This is a genomic window from Hallella seregens ATCC 51272 (assembly GCF_000518545.1).
Classification (GTDB): Bacteria; Bacteroidota; Bacteroidia; order Bacteroidales; family Bacteroidaceae; genus Prevotella; species Prevotella seregens.
In genome coordinates this window covers 1-19,019 of sequence record NZ_JADU01000039.1, presented here as the reverse complement: position 1 = coordinate 19,019, position 19,019 = coordinate 1, and the positions used below count along the sequence as shown (strand labels likewise).

Annotated in this window: 13 protein-coding genes; 12 read left to right on the top strand and 1 reads right to left on the bottom strand. The window is 57.3% G+C overall.

Annotated features, from left to right (window positions below):
• Window positions 1-579: 579 nt before the first annotated feature.
• From rimP to L888_RS0110490, 12 genes are all read left to right on the top strand, one after another.
• Window positions 580-1,047, top strand: coding sequence for a ribosome assembly cofactor RimP (gene rimP / locus L888_RS0110545; protein WP_027952872.1), 468 nt, complete (start codon window positions 580-582; stop codon window positions 1,045-1,047).
• A gap of 3 nt (window positions 1,048-1,050) precedes the next feature.
• On the top strand, window positions 1,051-2,325 hold the full coding sequence (gene nusA / locus L888_RS0110540; RefSeq protein WP_027952871.1) for a transcription termination factor NusA: 1,275 nt from the start codon (window positions 1,051-1,053) through the stop codon (window positions 2,323-2,325).
• Between the two features lie 120 nt (window positions 2,326-2,445).
• The gene (infB, locus tag L888_RS0110535; protein ID WP_027952870.1) at window positions 2,446-5,280 is read left to right on the top strand and encodes a translation initiation factor IF-2; all 2,835 of its coding nucleotides are present in this window, start codon (window positions 2,446-2,448) and stop codon (window positions 5,278-5,280) included.
• Between the two features lie 341 nt (window positions 5,281-5,621).
• Window positions 5,622-7,079: a Fe-S cluster assembly protein SufB gene (sufB, locus tag L888_RS0110530; RefSeq protein ID WP_027952869.1), complete on the top strand. Its 1,458-nt coding sequence runs from the start codon at window positions 5,622-5,624 to the stop codon at window positions 7,077-7,079.
• A 51-nt stretch (window positions 7,080-7,130) separates the two neighbouring features.
• Window positions 7,131-7,895 (top strand): Fe-S cluster assembly ATPase SufC, encoded by a 765-nt coding sequence (gene sufC / locus L888_RS0110525; protein ID WP_027952868.1) that lies wholly within the window; start codon window positions 7,131-7,133, stop codon window positions 7,893-7,895.
• Window positions 7,896-8,031: 136 nt separating this feature from the next.
• On the top strand, window positions 8,032-9,375 hold the full coding sequence (sufD, locus tag L888_RS0110520) for a Fe-S cluster assembly protein SufD (protein ID WP_027952867.1): 1,344 nt from the start codon (window positions 8,032-8,034) through the stop codon (window positions 9,373-9,375).
• Between the two features lie 300 nt (window positions 9,376-9,675).
• Entirely contained in the window at window positions 9,676-10,884 is a 1,209-nt protein-coding gene (locus tag L888_RS0110515; protein ID WP_027952866.1) for a cysteine desulfurase, read from the top strand.
• Window positions 10,885-10,886: 2 nt separating this feature from the next.
• Window positions 10,887-11,576 (top strand): ribonuclease HII, encoded by a 690-nt coding sequence (locus L888_RS0110510; protein ID WP_005845697.1) that lies wholly within the window; start codon window positions 10,887-10,889, stop codon window positions 11,574-11,576.
• An 87-nt stretch (window positions 11,577-11,663) separates the two neighbouring features.
• Window positions 11,664-12,653: a WYL domain-containing protein gene (locus tag L888_RS13625; RefSeq protein WP_245594868.1), complete on the top strand. Its 990-nt coding sequence runs from the start codon at window positions 11,664-11,666 to the stop codon at window positions 12,651-12,653.
• Window positions 12,654-12,735: 82 nt separating this feature from the next.
• Window positions 12,736-15,882: a SusC/RagA family TonB-linked outer membrane protein gene (locus tag L888_RS0110500; protein WP_027952865.1), complete on the top strand. Its 3,147-nt coding sequence runs from the start codon at window positions 12,736-12,738 to the stop codon at window positions 15,880-15,882.
• Between the two features lie 21 nt (window positions 15,883-15,903).
• A complete protein-coding gene (locus L888_RS0110495; RefSeq protein ID WP_027952864.1) occupies window positions 15,904-17,406 on the top strand; it encodes a RagB/SusD family nutrient uptake outer membrane protein in 1,503 nt (500 codons plus the stop codon).
• A gap of 21 nt (window positions 17,407-17,427) precedes the next feature.
• Window positions 17,428-18,246: a hypothetical protein gene (locus tag L888_RS0110490; RefSeq protein WP_027952863.1), complete on the top strand. Its 819-nt coding sequence runs from the start codon at window positions 17,428-17,430 to the stop codon at window positions 18,244-18,246.
• A 367-nt stretch (window positions 18,247-18,613) separates the two neighbouring features.
• Here L888_RS0110490 and L888_RS0110485 read toward each other — a convergent pair.
• On the bottom strand, window positions 18,614-19,019 hold a 406-nt coding region (locus L888_RS0110485), incomplete at its 5' end, for a PD-(D/E)XK nuclease domain-containing protein (RefSeq protein WP_027952862.1).

Sequence of the window (19,019 nt, the reverse complement as noted above, 5' to 3'; positions counted from 1 at the left end):
AAATAGGATATACTCAATATATCATGTTTTTATAATATCTCTTTTTTGCGCGGGCTGTGTCGTGAGACACGGCCCGTGTTTTTTTAGACAGAACAACATATTGAGTATATGGCTGCGCAGTGGGGTTTTAGACAGAACAACATATTGAACATATAGCTGCGCGGTGTGGTTTTAGACAGAACAACATATTTGAACATATAGCTGCGCGGTGGAAAGGGGCACGCGGATTCCATGCGTGGCGTTTTCCCACAGATTGCACGGATTTCTCAGATGCTGCGCGAGAGTGCGACATTGGGTTTTAGCGTAGGGGGGCGGCCTCCGTGCCGCCCTGCACGCCAAAACCACACTGAACTCCTGTGCACATTCACTGCGTAGCTATATGTTCAAATATGTTGTTCTGTCTAAAAGACCGGCGCGGAATGGGGTTGGTTCTGTCTGAAAAATAACGGAGGGGTGTGTCTTTTTTGGAAGAAAAAGGCGTAAACAGTTGTGGGAACAGGATAAAAGTCGTAACTTTGCAGCGTTCAGTGGAATGAGGGGCTCCGGGAGAGCTCCTCATTCTTTTTATAATAACATCTTATGATAGACAAGAACGTCGTTAGAAAACTGGTGGAAGAGTGGCTGGAAGGCAAGGAGTATTTTCTGGTCGATGTGGCAGTCAGCCCGGATGACAAGATTATGGTGGAGATTGACCACGCCGATGGAGTCTACATCAACGACTGCGTGGAGCTCAGCAAATACATAGAGGACCGTCTCGACCGAGAGCAGGAAGACTATGAGCTCGAGGTGGGGTCGGCCGGTCTGGGCCAGCCATTCAAGGTGGAACAGCAGTATGCCAACTTCATCGGCGAGCCGGTGGAGGTGCTGGGCGCCGACGGCAAGAAAGTGCGCGGAACGCTCAAGAGCGTCGCCGGGCGCGACTTCGTGGTGTCTGTCAACGAGAAAGTGAAGCTCGAAGGAAAGAAGCGTCCCGTGATGATGGACGTGGATCATGCTTTCAATATGGACGAAGTGAAATATACTAAATACTTAATCAGTTTCAAATAAGCTATGGCAGCAAGAAAGAAAGACGACGGGCAAGTGAGCATGATCGACTCGTTCCGCGAATTCAAGGACACGAAGAACATCGACCGCACCACACTCGTGAGCGTGCTGGAGGAGAGTTTCCGCAACGTGCTTGCAAAGATATATGGCAGTGACGAGAACTTCGACGTCATCGTGAACCCCGACAAGGGCGACTTCGAGATTTACCGCAACCGCGTGGTTGTGGCCAACGGCGAGGTGGAAGACGAGAACAAACAGATTAGTCTGGCCGACGCACAGAAGATAGAATCCGACTACGAGGAGGGCGAGGAAGTGTCCGAACCCGTGAACTTCGCCAAGTTCGGGCGCCGCGCCATCCTTACCCTGCGCCAGACGCTGGCCAGCAAAATCCTGGAGTTGGAGCACGACTCGCTCTACAATAAGTACAAGGATCGCGTGGGCCAGGTGATTTCTGCCGAGGTCTATCAGATTTGGAAGCGCGAGGTGCTGCTTGTCGACGACGAGAACAACGAGCTGATTCTGCCCAAGTCGGAGCAGATCCCTGCCGACCAGTACCGCAAGGGCGAGACCGTGCGGGCCGTCATCGAGCGCGTGGACAACGAGAACAACAACCCCAAGATTATCCTTTCACGCACCAGCCCCACGTTCTTGGAGCGTCTGCTTGAGCAGGAAGTGCCCGAGATTGCCGACGGCCTCATCGCCATCAAGAAGATAGCCCGCATGCCGGGCGAGCGGGCCAAGGTAGCCGTGGAGAGCTATGACGACCGCATCGATCCCGTGGGCGCCTGCGTGGGTGTGCGCGGTAGCCGTGTGCACGGTATCGTGCGTGAGCTCTGCAATGAGAACATCGACGTCATCAACTGGACGGCCAACACCAAGCTCTTCATCCAGCGCGCGCTGAGCCCCGCCACCATTTCCAGCATCACCCTCGACGAGGAGAACAGGAAAGCCGACGTGTACCTGCAGCCCGAAGAGGTGAGCCTGGCCATCGGTCGCGGCGGCCTGAACATCAAGCTGGCCTCCATGCTCACCGAATATACCATCGACGTTTACCGCGTGGTGAACGGCAATGAGCAGACGCAGGACGAGGACGACGTGTACCTGGAGCAGTTCAATGACGAGATAGACCAGTGGATCATCGACGCCATCAAGTCCATTGGTCTCGACACGGCCAAGGCCGTGCTCAATGCCCCCCGTGAGATGCTCGTGGAGAAAGCCGACCTCGAAGAGGAGACCGTGGACCACGTGCTCGACGTGCTGCGCCGCGAGTTTGAGAGCTAAATCAGCGAAAGCGTAAGAAGAAAAGGGTAAAAGAGTAAAAGGGAAAACAACTTAATCGTAAATGAGGTAAAAGCAAAGGGCGAGTTTCCTTTTACTTTTTTACCTTGACAAGGAGAATATATGAGCATCAGATTAAATAAAGCATTACGTGAATTGAACATAGGAATTCAAACGGCAGTTGAGTTCCTGGAGAAGAAGAATGAGCTGGGCGAAGTGAAGGCTGACCTGAGTTTCAAGCTCAACGACCAGCAATATGCTGCGCTCGTCGACGCTTTCAAGCAGGACGCCGCCGTGCGCAGCGAGGCGGAGAAGCTCTTCAAGAAGCCCAAGGAGAAGAAGCGCGTGGAGACTAAGAAGGAAGACCAGCGCGCCGAAAGCCTGCTGGAGTCGAACGTTCGCCAGCAATACAAGCCTTTGGGCAAGATAGATCTCGACCACCTCGGACAGAAGTCCGCAGCCCCCGAGACTGTTGCTCCCCAGCCCGAGAAGGCTCCCGAGACGAAGGCTGCTGCCGTCAGCCCGGTTCCCGCAGAGCCCGTCGAGGAGGCTCCCAAGGCCGTCGAGGCCGAGCCGCAGGCCCCCCCCGCCGCTCCGGCCCCTGCCGAGACCCAGGCGGAGCCCGCTTCCACCGCACAGTCTGCCGCCACTACCGAGCCCGAACCCCAGCTCGAGGCCGCACAGCCCGCCGTGGCTGAGGCCGAAACCAAGGAGGAACCCAAGGTGTTCCAGCTCAAGAGCGAGAAGAAAATTCTCAATGCTCCCAAGGTGAACGTGCTGGGCAAGATAGACCTCGACGCCCTGAACCAGAGCACCCGCCCCAAGAAAAAGAGCAAGGAGGAGAAGCGCAAGGAGCGTGAGGACAGGGCCAAGCAGGGCACCAGCAGCGGCGAGCGCCGGAAACGCCAGCGCATCAACAAGGAGCGCGTGGACATCAACGCGGCGGCCAATCAGCAGCCCAGCCCGCGCAACGGCGGAGGCAACAATGCCGGAAATGCCGCGGCCGGCAAGAAGAGCAAGAGCCGCAAGCGCAGCCAGAAACCGCTGGAGGTGAACGAGGAGGACGTGGCACGCCAGGTGAAAGAGACGCTTGCACGCCTCACCAGCAAGCAGAGCCAGACCAAGAAAGGCGCCAAATACCGCAAGGAGAAGCGCGAGGCCGTGCAGGAGAAGCTCTCGGCCGAGGCCAAGGCCGAGCGCAAGGAGAGCAAGATACTGAAGCTAACGGAGTTTGTTACCGTGTCCGAGCTGGCCACGATGATGAACGTCGGCGTCACCCAGGTTATCTCCACGCTGATGAGCATCGGCGTGATGGCTTCCATCAACCAGCGTCTCGATGCCGAGACCATCAACCTCGTGGCTGACGAGTTCGGCTTCAAGACCGAATACGTGAGCGCCGAGGTGCAGGAGGCCGTGAGCGTGGAGGAGGACGATGAGAGCGACCTGCTGCCGCGTGCGCCGATTGTGACCGTCATGGGCCACGTGGACCACGGCAAGACTTCACTGCTCGACCACATCCGAAGCACCAATGTCATTGCCGGCGAGGCCGGCGGCATCACCCAGCACATCGGCGCCTACAACGTGACGCTGGCCAACGGCCGCAAGATCACGTTCCTCGACACGCCGGGCCACGAAGCTTTCACGGCCATGCGTGCCCGCGGTGCCCAGGTCACCGACATTGCCATCATCATCGTCGCTGCCGACGACTCCGTGATGCCCACCACCAAGGAGGCCATCGCCCATGCCCAGGCAGCCGGCGTGCCCATGGTGTTTGCCATCAACAAGATAGACAAGCCGGGGGCCAACCCCGACAAGATACGCGAGGACCTGTCGCAGATGAATCTGCTCGTCGAGGAATGGGGCGGCAAGTACCAGTGCCAGGAAATCAGCGCCAAAAAAGGCATCGGCGTGGACGAGTTGCTGGAGAAAGTTCTGCTCGAAGCCGACATGCTCGACCTCAAGGCCAACCCCAACCGCAAGGCCACGGGTACCATCATCGAGAGCTCGCTCGACAAGGGACGCGGCTATGTGAGCACTGTTCTCGTGAGCAACGGCACGCTGCGCGTGGGCGACTACGTGATTGCCGGTACCTGCTGGGGCCGCATCAAGGCCATGTTCAACGAGCGCAACCAGCGCATGGACGAGGCCCGTCCCTCCGAGCCCTGCATCATTTTGGGTCTCAACGGCGCGCCCACGGCCGGCGACCAGTTCCATGTACTCGACACCGAACAGGAGGTACGCGACATCGCCAACAAGCGCGAACAGCTGCAGCGCGAGCAGAGTCTGCGCACGCAGACCCGCCTGACGCTGAGCGACATCTCCCACCGCATTGCCCGCGGAGAGTTCCACGAACTCAACATCATCGTCAAGGGCGATACCGACGGCTCCATCGAGGCGCTGAGCGATTCGTTCATCAAGCTCTCCACGGAGAAAGTACAGGTCAACGTCATCTACAAGGCCGTGGGCCAAATCTCCGAGAGCGACGTCACGCTGGCCGATGCCTCCGACGCCATCATCGTGGGCTTCCAGGTGCGTCCGTCGGCTGCCGCACGCAAGTTGGCCGATGCCGACGGGGTGGACATCAACACCTACTCGGTCATCTACGACGCGCTCGACGACGTGAAGGCCGCCATGGTGGGCATGCTCGACAAGGTGAAGAAAGAGATTGTCACCGGTCAGGTCGAGGTGAAGCAGGTCTACAAGATTTCCAAGGTGGGCACCGTGGCCGGCGGTCTCGTCACCGAAGGCAAGGTGCACAACAAGGACAAGGCCCGCGTGGTGCGCGACGGCATCGTGGTGCACACGGCTCCCATCGCTGCCCTGAAGCGTTACAAGGACGACGTGAAGGAGGTGGTGACCGGACTGGAATGCGGTCTTTCGCTCGTCAACTACAACGACATCCAGGCCGGCGACATCCTCGAAACCTTCACCGAAATCGAGGTGGAGCAGAAGCTCTGACGGCCCGCGTCGCTGCCGCCGCGCCGCCATGGCCCCGCCACGACGGCGTAACGGCGCTGCGATTGCGGCGTAATCGCGCTGCGTCTGCGGCCTTTTCGCGACGCCTTTACGGCGTAAAGGCAACGCCCCCGCGGGCTTGCCACCCTGCGGCCGCAGCCCGGCCCAACCAGCCCCACGGATTGGCGCGGTGGTGAATCTGTTTGGTTCATGCCGTGAATCAACTTGATTTGCGCAAAGAATCAGTTTGGTTCACGTCATGAATCAAATTGTTTTATGCGCGCATAGATAACAAATGTGACTGCAAACATTGTGGCATGGTCATTGCCCGACCATGATTAGATATGGAAACAAAGCAAAAAGATACAGAGAAAAACGGATATGTCAGGCAGGTGGCAGAGCGCAAATACGAGTTCGGCTTCACCACCGACGTCGAGACCGACGTCATTCCCAAGGGCCTGAACGAGGATGTCGTGCGGCTCATCTCCCGCAAGAAGGGCGAGCCCGACTGGCTGCTGGAGTTCCGGCTGGAGGCCTACCGCTACTGGAAGACGCTCTCCATGCCCACTTGGGGACACGTGCACGTGCCCGAAATCGACTTTCAAGGCATCTCCTACTATGCCGACCCCCTGGCCAAGAAGCCCCAGAACAAGGAGATAGACCCCGAGCTGGAGAAGACCTTCGACAAGCTCGGCATCCCCCTCGAGGAGCGGCTGGCCCTGAGCGGAACGGCTGTGGATGCCATCATGGACTCGGTGTCGGTGAAGACCACGTTCAAGAAACAGCTGGCCGAACGGGGTGTTATCTTCTCGTCCATCGGCGAGGCCGTGAAAGACCATTCCGAACTGGTGCGCCGGTATCTGGGCAGCGTGGTGCCTTTCCGCGACAACTTCACGGCCGCCCTCAACTCGGCCGTGTTCAGTGACGGCTCGTTTGTCTACATCCCCAAGGGCGTGCGCTGCCCCATGGAGCTGAGCAGCTACTTCCGTATCAACGCCCGCAACACCGGCCAGTTCGAGCGCACGCTTATCGTGGCCGACGACAACGCCTATGTGTCCTACCTCGAAGGCTGCACCGCCCCCATGCGCGACGAGAACCAGCTGCACGCCGCCGTGGTGGAAATCGTGGTGATGGACAATGCCGAGGTGAAGTATTCCACCGTGCAGAACTGGTATCCTGGCGACGAGCAGGGCCGTGGCGGCGTGCTCAACCTGGTGACCAAGCGCGGCGACTGCCGGGGCGTGAACTCCAAACTCTCGTGGACACAGGTGGAGACGGGCTCGGCCATCACGTGGAAATATCCCAGTTGCGTGCTCCGCGGCGACGGCTCGCAGGCCGAGTTCTACAGTGTGGCCGTGACCAATCATTACCAGGAAGCCGACACCGGCACCAAGATGATACACATGGGCAAGAACACCAAGTCGACCATTATTTCCAAGGGCATCTCGGCCGGCCACAGCCAGAACTCCTACCGGGGACTGGTGCGTGCCACGCCCAACGCCGACAACGCGCGCAACTACAGCTCGTGCGACTCGCTGCTGCTGGGCTCTGAATGCGGCGCCCACACTTTCCCCTACATGGACATTCACAAAGACACGGCCGTGGTGGAACACGAGGCTACGACCTCGAAAATCTCGGAAGACCAGCTCTTCTACTGCAACCAGCGCGGCATTCCCACCGAGGATGCCGTGGGCCTCATCGTCAACGGCTATGCCAAGGACGTGCTCAACAAACTCCCGATGGAGTTTGCCGTCGAGGCGCAGAAGCTGTTGTCGGTGTCGCTGGAGGGAACGGTCGGGTAATTCATAATTCAAAATTCACAATTCAAAATTCATCTTTCTGTATCCGCAATGATGTTAGAGGTTAGAAATTTGCATGCCACAATAGCTGGCAAAGAGATACTCAAGGGCATCGACCTGACCGTGAACGACGGCGAGGTGCACGCCATCATGGGCCCCAACGGCTCGGGCAAGTCCACGCTGAGCGCGGTGCTCACGGGCAATCCGCTGTACACCGTCACTGAGGGCACGGCCCTGTTCAACGGCAAGAACCTGCTCGAACTGAAACCCGAGGAGCGTGCCTGCGAGGGCTTGTTCCTCTCGTTTCAGTATCCCGTGGAGATTCCCGGCGTATCGATGGTCAACTTTATGAAGGCCGCCGTCAACGCCCGTCGCAAGTATCACGGCCTGGAGCCGCTCAATGCGGCCGACTTCCTGAAGCTGATGAAAGAGAAGCGCGAAATTGTCGAGCTCGACGCCAAGCTCTCGCGTCGGTCGGTGAACGAGGGCTTCTCGGGCGGCGAGAAGAAGCGCAACGAGATATTCCAGATGGCCATGCTCAACCCCACGCTCAGCATTCTCGACGAAACCGACTCTGGATTGGACGTAGATGCCATGCGCATCGTGGCCGACGGGGTAAACAAACTCTTCACCCCGGAGAAGTCGATTATCGTCATTACTCACTACGATCGGCTGCTCGACATGATTAAGCCCTCGGTGGTTCACGTGCTCTACAACGGCCGCATCGTGCGCACCGACGGCCCCGAGCTGGCCAAAGAGATAGAAAAACGAGGGTACGACTGGATTAAAGAGGAGGCCGACGCCAAGTTCGGGAAGTGAGTCTTGAAGTGGGGGGACTGATGGGGGCAGGGAGTTAAGGAGTGAGGACAAATGCTTCTTGGCCTCTCTGTCTCCCTAACTCCATCACTCCTTAACTCCCTAACTACATCACTCCCAAACTCCAAAATAGGAAAGAATGAACAGCGAGAAACAATACATAGACCTTTATGGTCAGGCCCGGCAGGTGCTCTTCGACCACTCGGCCGCCGTGCTCAATGCCGTGCGCGACCGGGCTTTCGAGGATTTCAAGGCGCAGGGGCTGCCCACCCGCAAGGTGGAACGCTACAAGTACACCGACATGCAGCAGCTGTTTGCACCCGACTACGGGCTCAACCTGAACCGCATCGAGATTCCCATCAACCCCTACAAGGCTTTCAGCTGCAGCGTGCCCAACCTGAGCACCTCGCTCTACTTCGTCGTCAACGACGAGTTCTACCGCAAGCAGCAGCCCAAGACCTCGCTGCCCGAGGGCGTCATTGTGGGCAGCTTGAGGGAGGCGGCTGAGAAAAATCCCGGTTTCATCGAGAAATATTATGCCCGTCTGGCCCGCACCGGCGAGGATGGCGTGACGGCCCTCAACACCATGCTGGCCCAGGACGGACTGCTCGTTTACGTGCCGCGCAACGTCAGGGTGGAGCGCGCCATACAGGTGGTCAACATCCTGCGGTCCGACGTAGACCTGATGGTGAACCGCCGCGTGCTCATCGTGATGGAGGAGGGGGCCGAGGCCAAGCTGCTTTTCTGCGACGACTCGGCCGACGACCGCCACTTCCTCGGTACGCAGGTCATCGAGGCTTATGTGGGTGAGAACGCCGGACTGGACCTCTATTGCCTGGAGGAGACGCATGCCAAGAACGTGCGTGTGTCCAACGTCTACATCGAGCAGCAGGCCCACAGCCGCGTGAACCACAACGTCATCACTCTGCACAATGGCGTGACAAGGAACAAGCTCGACCTGGTGTTCAAGGGCGAAGGAGCCGAGTGTTGGTGCAACGGCTGCGTCATTGCCGACAAGGAACAACGCGTGGACAACAACACGTTGATTGACCATCGGGTGGGCTGCTGCGACTCGCACGAGCTCTATAAATACGTGCTTGACGACAAGGCTGTGGGTGCTTTCGCCGGACTGGTGCTGGTGCGCAAGGACGCGCAGAAGACCACTTCGCAGGAGACCAACCAGAATCTCTGCATGACGCGCACGGCGCACATGTACACGCAGCCCATGCTCGAGATCTATGCAGACGACGTAAAGTGTGCCCATGGCTCCACTGTGGGCCAGCTTAACGATGCCGCCCTCTTCTATATGCAGCAGCGCGGCATCGACCAGCACGAGGCCAAACTGCTGCTCGAATTTGCTTTTGTGGGCGAAGTCATCGACCAAATCAAGCTCGAGCCCCTGCGCGAACGTCTCCATCACCTCGTGGAAAAACGCTTCCGTGGCGAGCTCAACAAGTGCGAGGGGTGCAGAATGTGTTTGTAATTCAAAATTCAGAATGCAAAATTCAAAATGGGCTCGCGCGACGTTGACAAGCCATATCCTTTCGTTCGGCAGTTTGTACGTCGCACCATCCCATTTTGAATTTGGAATGATGACTTTATAATCACTCTGTTTTTCCCCTTTCGCCCATCTAATTTTGAATTTTGAATGATGAATTTTGAATTGCCAACGGTCTCTGTATTGCTTTGTCGCTCGTCTAATTTTGAATTTTGAATGATGACTTTTGAATAGCCAACGGTCTCTATATTGCTTTGCCGTCCGTTTAATTTTGAATTTTGAATTATGAATTTTGAATTGCTAAGGCTTTCCTTTCCCATCCTCTCCCGCACCATCTACGACCGTCCGCTGGTCTATCTCGACAATGCGGCCACCACGCAGAAACCGCTGTGCGTGCTCGATGCCATGCGCGAGGAATACCTCAATGTCAATGCCAACGTGCACCGTGGCGTGCATTGGATGAGCCAGCAGGCCACCGAATTGCATGAGCAGGCGCGCGAGACGGTGCGCCGTTTTCTCCATGCGGCCGGTACCACCGAGATAGTCTTTACCCGCGGCACCACCGAAGGCCTCAACCTTGTGGCCAGCAGTTACGGCGAGGCTTTCATGGAAGAGGGCGACGAAGTGATAGTCTCCATCATGGAACACCACTCCAATATTGTGCCCTGGCAGCTGTTGGGGCGCCGCAAGGGCACCGTGCTCAAGGTGATTCCCATGACCGACGATGGCGTACTCGACCTCGAAGCCTACGAGCGTCTCTTCACGCCGAAGACCAAAATAGTGAGCATAGCCCATGTGAGCAACGTGCTCGGCACGGTGAATCCGGTGAAAGAGATGGTGCGCATCGCCCATGCCCACGGTGTGCCCGTAGTGGTCGACGGGGCGCAGAGTGCCCCCCATTTCGCAGTGGATGTGCAGGATATTGACTGCGACTTCTTCGTTTTCAGTGGCCATAAGGTCTATGGCCCCACGGGCATCGGCGTGCTTTATGGCAAGGAAGCATGGCTCGACAGGCTGCCGCCTTATCAGGGCGGCGGGGAGATGATTGGGCGCGTGAGCTTTGAAGAGACCACTTTCGAGCGGCCGCCACTGAAGTTTGAGGCCGGTACACCCGACTATGTGGCCACCCACGGACTGGCCGTGGCACTCGACTATGTGTCTGAACTGGGTCTCGACAACATAGCCGCCCACGAGCGCAGTCTGGCCCGCTATGCCCTCGAAAGGCTCCATTCCATCGAGAATATCCATATCTATGGCCCTCGGTCGAGAGAGGCTGTGATAAGTTTCAACGTGGGCAACATCCATCACATGGACATGGGTACGCTGCTCGACCGCCTCGGCATCGCCGTGCGCACCGGCCATCACTGTGCCCAGCCGCTCATGGACCGTTTGGGAGTGTCCGGTACGGTTCGCGCCTCTTTCGCCCTCTACAACACCCGTGACGAGGTTGACGCGCTTGTCGCCGGCATCGAACGGGTGAGCAAGATGTTCTGACCATGCTTGCTCCACACTTTTATCCCCATTTCATCGAGGCTGGCTGCGATGAGGCCGGGCGCGGATGTCTGGCCGGAAGCGTGTATGCTGCGGCCGTCATCCTGCCCTCCGACTACGACAATCCGGAGCTCAACGACTCCAAAAAGCTCTCACCGCACAGGCGCATGGCCCTGCGCGAGCAGATCGAGCGCGAGGCTTTGAGCTGGGCCATTGGCGTGGTGACTCCCGATGAAATCGATGAAATCAATATCCTGCATGCCAGCTTTCTGGCCATGCACCGGGCCATAGACCAGCTCGATGTACGCCCCGAGGCCCTGATTATCGACGGCAATCGCTTCGACCCCTACAAGCCTTCCGAGGGGCAGCCCGCCGGCGGCCGTCGCCGGCGAATCCCCGTGCGCCCCGACGATCCGGGGGTGTTGCCCCACACCTGCATGGTAAAAGGCGACGGTCGCTTCCAAGCCATCGCCGCCGCCAGCATCCTGGCCAAGACGTATCGCGACGACTACATGGATATATTGGCCGGACAATACCCCGTGTACGACTGGCAGCAGAACAAGGGCTACCCTACCGCCCGGCATCGTGAGGCCATTGCGAGGTACGGAATCAGCCCATTCCATCGCCGCAGCTTCCGCCTGTTGCCCTTGGACGAACCGGAGATTGACTTTGGAACGGAGGGCACGGATGGGTGAGTTGAGGACGAAGCCGCAGCTCGTGCCCGCGCCGGTACGCTCGCGTGGTTTGGTCGTATTTTGTAACGGTGATATTGGCCGCAGCTCGTGCCCGCGCCGGTACGCTCGCACATCGGCGGCTGGCTGGCCCTGATTCGGCTGCTGGCCGACGGGCACGGACATTCCGTGAGGGAACTGGCAACCGCCATGGGCACCTCCACGCGCAACTTCTATTATGCGTTGGAAGCCCTCGGACAGGCGGGCATCAACCTGTTGCACCGCGGCCGGAGCTATGCCCTCGACCCTCGGTCGCCCTTTTGGAACGACCTCGCGGGCTGCGTGGATTTCACCCATGACGAGGCAGCCTATCTGCACCGGCTGCTCATCGCCTCGGCCGATCCTCATGCACTGGCCGACGGCGCACGCAGCAAGCTCGAACGGTTCTACGATCTGCCCACCGACGAGGGGGCGCGGCTGCACCACCAACAGTTTGTCAATACCGAACAGCTGGAGCGGGCCATGGCCATGCGCAGGGTCGTCATCCTGCACGGCTATGCCTCGCCCCACAGCCGGAGCATCGCCGATCGGGTGGTCGAGCCTTTCCTTTTTCAAGGCGACAAGGCCGACGTGCGGGCCTATGAAATTAAGAGTCATCAGAACAAAACATTCAAGATAGCCCGCATTGGGCAGGTGGAGGTGGTGGACACGCCGTGGTTCAACGAGGCGTCCCACCGCGAAGTGTTTACCGATCTCTTTATGTTCAGCGGCGAAGAACGCCATGCCGTGAGCCTGAGACTCAGTCTGCTGGCCTATCGGCTGCTGCTTGAGGAGTACCCGCAGGCGGCCTCGCAAACCGTGCAGGAGGACGCGCACCATTGGCGGCTCGACACCGATGTGGCCAGCTACGTGGGCATAATCGCGGTTTGTTCTCGGCCTGTTCGACGAGATAGAAGTGGTTGCCGGCGACGGGCTGCGCGACTATTTGCACAAGCGTATTGCCCGAATGACGGCCAATTTGTAGGCAGAAATCGCCTTTTTGAGAGACAATTTGCTATATATTGTTACTTTTTTCAGCCAAATTGTAAGATTCCCTCATGAATATTTGCACGTTTCATTAAGATTAATTAATTTTGTACCCACATTATTAATAATTCATAATCATTTAAAAAAGAGAGAATTTATGGTTAAGAGACTTACAATGATTTTGGCCGGACTATTCCTTTCGATAGGAATGGCCTTGGCACAGTCACAGGTGTCTGGTACCGTTGTCGACGAGAACGGAGACCCTGTAGTCGGGGCCGCAGTAAGGGTGGCCGGCACGAAGACCGGCACGGTGACCGATGTGGACGGCAAGTTCTCCATCTCTGCACCCAGCGATTCACGCTTGGAAATCTCATACATTGGTATGCAACAGAAGACGGTGAAGGCTGGACGCAATATTAGAGTGTCGCTGTTGCCCGACAACCAGCAGCTCGACGAGGTGATGGTCGTGGCCTACGGAACGCAGAAAAAGTCGTCGTTCACGGGAGCGGCCTCGACGTTCAAGTCCGATAATCTGGAGAAGCTCCAGGTGTCGAACGTGTCGAAAGCCCTCGAAGGTACCGTGGCCGGCGTGACGATTGCCTCAGAATCGGGTACGCCGGGTTCGTCTGCCAAGATTCTTGTGCGTGGTATCGGCTCGATTTCCAGCAGCCAGAGCCCGCTCATCGTGGTGGACGGTGTGCCTTATGAGGGCTCGCTCAACTCGCTGTCGTCACAGGATATTGAGACCATGACCGTGCTGAAAGACGCTGCCGCCAACTCCATGTATGGTGCACGCGGTGCCAACGGTGTGATTATCATCACCACCAAGGGCAGCAAGGCCGGCAAGGCCAAGGTGACTTTCGACGCCCGCCTTGGTATCAACGCGCGTGGTGTGGGCAACTACGACATCATCAGCGACCCCGGCGAGTACTACGAGATGATGTTCGAGGCCTACCGTAACAGCCTCATCTCAGAGCGGGGATACGCTGGTGCCAACGACTACGCCGCCAAGCACCTCATCTCGGACAACCTGAAGTATAATATATATAAAGGTATAGCCGACGATCAAATCATCAATCCGCTCACCGGCAAGCTCAATCCCAACGCCACGCAGCGCAAGTGGACGGACGACTGGACGAAAGATCCGTTCAGGAACGGCGTGCGACAGGAGTACAATGTGAACGTGACTGGCGGCACGGAAAAGACCCAAGCCTATCTCTCGGCCGGCTATCTGAACGACGAGGGCTACATGCCCGGCTCGGGTTTCGAGCGTGCCAGCACCCGTGTCAAGGTGGACCAGCAAATCAATGACCATATCAAGGTGGGTGGAAACCTGGCCTATGCCAAGACCAACATGCGCCAGTTTGCCGACCAGGAGGGTTCCAACTACTCCAATATCTTCCAGTTCTCGCAGGGCATCGCCCCTATCTACCCCATCCATCTCTATGACAAGGATGGCGGATTGATGTACGATGAGGACGGCAACCGCCGTTACGACTTCGGTACGGAATACGTGCGCCCCTACGCTTCGGAGGCCAACCCGCTGGCCGTGGCCGAAGCCAACATCAACAAAAACGTGCGTGACAACCTGTCTTCGCGCGGATACTTCGAGGCAAAGTTCCTCAACGACTTTACGTTCACGCTGAATGTAGCCTACGATGTGTTCAACGAGAACCAGGTAAACTTTGCCACACCTATCGGCGGCGACGCCAAGGGCGTGGGCGGCCGCGGTTATAGGTATGCCACTCGCAGGGGTGCTTTCAATGCCAACCAGATTCTGGACTGGCGCCATTTGTTCGACAAGCACGAAGTTCACTTGATGGGCGTGCATGAGAACAAGAAGGATAAGTACAACTATTTCTACGGTCACATGACGCAGTTTGCCGACTTTACCAATCCCGAGTTTGCCAACGCGGCCCAGTATCAGGAGCTCAACAGCTACATGAACGAGTATGCTCTCGAAGGTTACCTGCTCAAAGGGGAGTACAGCTATGTGGACCGCTACTACTTGACGGCCAGCATTCGCCGCGATGGCAGCTCGCGCTTCGGCAAGGATGTGCGCTGGGGCACGTTCTGGGCCTTGGGTGGTGCATGGCGCATCAGCGAGGAGCCTTGGTTTGCCGGCCTGAAGAAACAGGTGAGCAACCTGAAACTTAAGGCCAGCTATGGCACGCAGGGTAACGACAAAATCCTCGACGAGAACGAGAATGACATTACCCATGCTTACCACGATCAGTACTCGGTGGACCGCGTGAACGGCTATCCCGCATTCTCCAAGACGCTGCGCGGCAACAAGTCGCTCACGTGGGAGAAGCAGGCTATGTTCAATGCGGGCTTCGAGCTGGGCCTTTACAGCCGCGTGAACGTAAACTTCGACTTCTTTGTCAAGAACAACAACGACATGCTTTTCAGGAGTCCGCTCGCCGCTTCCGAGGGAACGCCGTCTTTCGTATGGCGCAACGAGGTGAACATGCGCAACGTGGGCTTCGAGGTGGATGCCAATGCAGACATCATCAAGAACAGCACCGTGGTGTGGAATGTAAACCTGAACTTCACGCACTACAAGAACAAACTCACCAAGCTTCCCGATTCCAAGGCAGGAGAAGAATTCAAAGATGGTTTCGAGCGCGGCTACTATTGGTGGAAGAAAGGCAGCAGCATCTACAACTGGTCGGGCTATGAATACCTGGGTGTAGACCCCAAGACAGGCAAACCCCAGTACAACAAGTACACACCAGACGGCAAGGGAGGGAAGACGGTGAGCGTCGTCAACAACTCGTCTGAAGCCACTGTTGTGAACCTGAACAAGAGTGCCATCCCCGACCTCACCGGCGGTTTGGGCACCACGGTACAGGCCTATGGCTTCGACCTCTCCGTGCAGACGGCCTTCCAGCTCGGCGGGTGGGTGCGCGACAACTTCTATTCCATGCTCATGAACACGGGTATAGATGGTACCAACTTCCACAAGGACATGTTCAACCGCTGGACACCTACCCATACCGATACTAATATCCCGGCCCTGAACTATGGTGTACAGAATGCCCGCATCGACGGTATATCCGACTTCTTCCTTATCAAAGGCTCTTACCTGAGCCTGCGCAACGTGACACTGGGCTATACCATTCCGAAAGACATTACCGGCCGTTGGGGCATCAGCCAGCTGCGCGTCTATTTTGCCGGAGACAACATGGGCTTCATCTCCAAGCGTAAGGGCTTCGATCCGCGGCAGAGCTTCTCCGGCGACAATGGCTATCATTATTCGCCCATCAGCACCTACTCGTTTGGACTTAACCTGACGTTCTAACCATTCATAACATTGCATCAAATGAAAATATTCAAATATTTAGCAGTGGGTCTGCTCCTCGTGGCAGGACTCAACTCCTGCGGCAGCGACTACCTCAATACGCAGGACAGGGAACATCTCGACCCGGATGCTGCCGGTAAGGCCGCCGGACACAATCCCAACGTCTTCTTGAACGGCATCTGGTCATGGCTCATCACCTTTGATACGCAGAAAGCTGGCGAGAAAGCAGCGCACGACGACTTCAGCTATATGTCCGTGCTTCATGCCACCGACATGATGGGAGTGGACATTGCAGCCGGCGCCCTCCACTGGTTCCGCTTCGACTATGGCTTCGACAACCGTATGTACAACTATCGCCGCACGGCCGTGGACTGGAACACTTTCTACACGGTTGTTGCCAAGGCCAACGAAATCATCTCGCTCTATCCCGCGGGCAGGGAGCTCACTGCCGGCGAGAAGGCCCTGCTGGGCCAGGCCCAGGCCATGCGCGGAATGGCCTACTATTATCTCATCCAGCTCTATCAGGATCCTGTGACCACTGCCGGCACGGTGAACAGCGAGGCCAAGGGCGTGCCCTTGATATACACCGCAGCCGACGGCTACTCCGAGGAGGAGATGGCCAAGTACAAGAGCCGCAACACCCTCAAGGAAGTCTATGCACGGATTGAAAAGGACCTCACGGCGGCTGTGAGCAATTTGGACGGTTACACCCGCCCCAGCAAGAACTATGTGGACCAGCACGTGGCCAACGGTCTGCTGGCCCGTTACTACCTGCTCTCGCAGCAATGGCAGAAGGCTGCCGATGCCGCCAATGCCGCCCGTCAGGGTTATGTCATCATGGACAATACCGGTTTGCACGATGGTTTCATGAACATCGCGAACAAAGAGTGGATGTGGGGCTTCGATCAGAACACGGAGACACAGACGACCTATGCCTCGTTCTTCTCGCATATTTCCAATTTGTCTCCGGGTTATAGCGGCATGGGCTACAATACCAACCTCATCGACGCCAACCTTTACAACCAGATTTCCAGCACCGATTACCGCAAGAGCCTCTTCAACGGCCCCGAGGGCAATGACAACCAGGCCAATGCCGGCGCGAAGATGCCCTATGCCAACCTGAAGTTTGGCTGGGACGGTAAGTGGACCATGGACTATCCTTACATGCGTGCCGCCGAGATGGTGCTCATCGAGGCCGAGGCCTACGCCCGCTTGGGACAGAACGACAAGGCCGCCCAGGTGCTTGCCGTGCTCATGGCCAATCGCCAGCCCGACTGGAAGAAGGCTTCCGTGAGTGTAGACGACGTGTTGCTGCAGCGCCGCATTGAGCTTTGGGGCGAGGGCTTCAGCTACTTCGACCTGAAGCGCACCGGCAGAGGCATCGACCGTACCTACCAGGGAACCAACCACTTTACGGGCTATATCTTTGCCGTTCCTGCCCACGATGTCAAGTGGACTTACCAGATTCCACGCCGTGAGATGCAGGAGAACAAGCTGATTAAGGCAGAAGATCAGAACCCATAAACCATTAAACAGGAGAATATCATGATGAAGAATATATTGAAACTGATGATTCCATGCCTCGCTGCAGTGGCTGTCCTTGCCAGCTGCAACGACGAAATGGACGACAAGAGCGCCATCGACGCCAATTATGTTGTGGCTACCAAGCCCACGGTGGGCCTCTCTTCGCTGAAGGCTTTGAGCTTTTCCAAGCTGTCGGCAGAGGCTACGGTGAGCGACACCCTGCAGGTTTCGGAGGTGGGTGTACAGTTCTCTACCACTCAGGATTTCAGCGGGACGGTTACCTCCGTGGCCAATGACAAGCTGGCCACAGCCTTTACCGCCGCCCTGTCCAACTGTACCGAACTCACCACTTACTATGCCCGCAGCTATGCCGTGTTGGGCGATGGCAGCATGGTTGTCAGCGAGACGCAGACGGTCACCACGCCCGCCTCTCCCTCTTATGACCTCAACGGCACCTACACCTGCACCCAGTATGGCATGGGCGACGACGGCAACTTCGCTGTCGACGGCGATCCTTACGAGGTGACGGTGGCCTTTACCGAGGGCAGTACCACGGTCGTGACCCTGACCAATCTGTTTGGTGGCGGCAAGACCGTGACCGGCACTTACGACGCCAAGGCCGGCACCGTCACCGTACCTACCAACCAAGTGGTTATGGTTCACCAGAAGTATGGCGACGTGCAGATGAAGGCCCAGAACGAAGATGCCAGCGGTTATATCGACCAAGTGACGTTCACGTTCACCTCCAAGGGCGGCTTGCTGAAGTCGAGCCTTTGGTCTGCCGAGGCCGCTGCCGGCTCATTCGGAGTCTATTATGTGTCCATGACGCATAACGACTAAGGTCGACCTCATTCTCCCATCCGGAAGCCCGGAACAGCGCAGGAGTCCATCCCCTGCCTGTTCCGGGCTTCTTGCGTTTGGATCGGTTAGCTTTCATGCGCTTTCCCATGGCCCATGCGGCTATGTTTTGCCGTCTCTCCGAAATGCACAACGGCCAGACATGCAGAAAGCTGCACGGTGTTCTTGTTCGGAACCATCCGTGCAGCTTTCTGCATGATGTGTTGTTGTCTTTGCGGGGAACCCCTCGCCTTGTTTTGAAAGAGCCGTAAACGCATGGTCTTTACGGCGTTTTGGCGCGGCCCTTACGGCGTAATGGTGGGTCGGTTACGGCGTAGAGGTTGGGCCGTTCCGCCGCCAAGACGTGGCCTTACCCTGCAATTTCCCAGCCGTCGATGCAGCGTTTCTGCTTGGAGAAGTTCACTCCGATGCGGAAGACGCGCCTTTTGTCCATGGCAAACGGTCGGGCATATCCCCTGGTTTCTATCTGTTGGAGGGCCTGTTGTGGCGTTCCGTCGAGCTTGAACTCCAGGATGTAGACGTAGTCCGGGGTTTCGATCACCATGTCCATGCGGCCTCCGCTGGTGGGCCTTTCCACCTTGGTGTAGAAGCCCATCATCTTCATGACGAGGTAGAAAACGTTCTGGAAGTAGAGTTCGGAGTCGCCCACAATCTTGTAGTCGGTGTCGGCGAACATGGTTTCCATGCGCTGCATGAACTGTTCGGGCCGTCCCTGCCTCACGTCCTGCACGAACTTGGCGATGCTGAACACCGAC

Coding starts and splice junctions, on each gene's coding strand:
- rimP (WP_027952872.1), top strand. CDS start 580: ATGATAGACAAGAACGTCGTTAGAAAACTGGTGGAAGAGTGGCTGGAA.
- nusA (WP_027952871.1), top strand. CDS start 1,051: ATGGCAGCAAGAAAGAAAGACGACGGGCAAGTGAGCATGATCGACTCG.
- infB (WP_027952870.1), top strand. CDS start 2,446: ATGAGCATCAGATTAAATAAAGCATTACGTGAATTGAACATAGGAATT.
- sufB (WP_027952869.1), top strand. CDS start 5,622: ATGGAAACAAAGCAAAAAGATACAGAGAAAAACGGATATGTCAGGCAG.
- sufC (WP_027952868.1), top strand. CDS start 7,131: ATGTTAGAGGTTAGAAATTTGCATGCCACAATAGCTGGCAAAGAGATA.
- sufD (WP_027952867.1), top strand. CDS start 8,032: ATGAACAGCGAGAAACAATACATAGACCTTTATGGTCAGGCCCGGCAG.
- L888_RS0110515 (WP_027952866.1), top strand. CDS start 9,676: ATGAATTTTGAATTGCTAAGGCTTTCCTTTCCCATCCTCTCCCGCACC.
- L888_RS0110510 (WP_005845697.1), top strand. CDS start 10,887: ATGCTTGCTCCACACTTTTATCCCCATTTCATCGAGGCTGGCTGCGAT.
- L888_RS0110500 (WP_027952865.1), top strand. CDS start 12,736: ATGGTTAAGAGACTTACAATGATTTTGGCCGGACTATTCCTTTCGATA.
- L888_RS0110495 (WP_027952864.1), top strand. CDS start 15,904: ATGAAAATATTCAAATATTTAGCAGTGGGTCTGCTCCTCGTGGCAGGA.
- L888_RS0110490 (WP_027952863.1), top strand. CDS start 17,428: ATGATGAAGAATATATTGAAACTGATGATTCCATGCCTCGCTGCAGTG.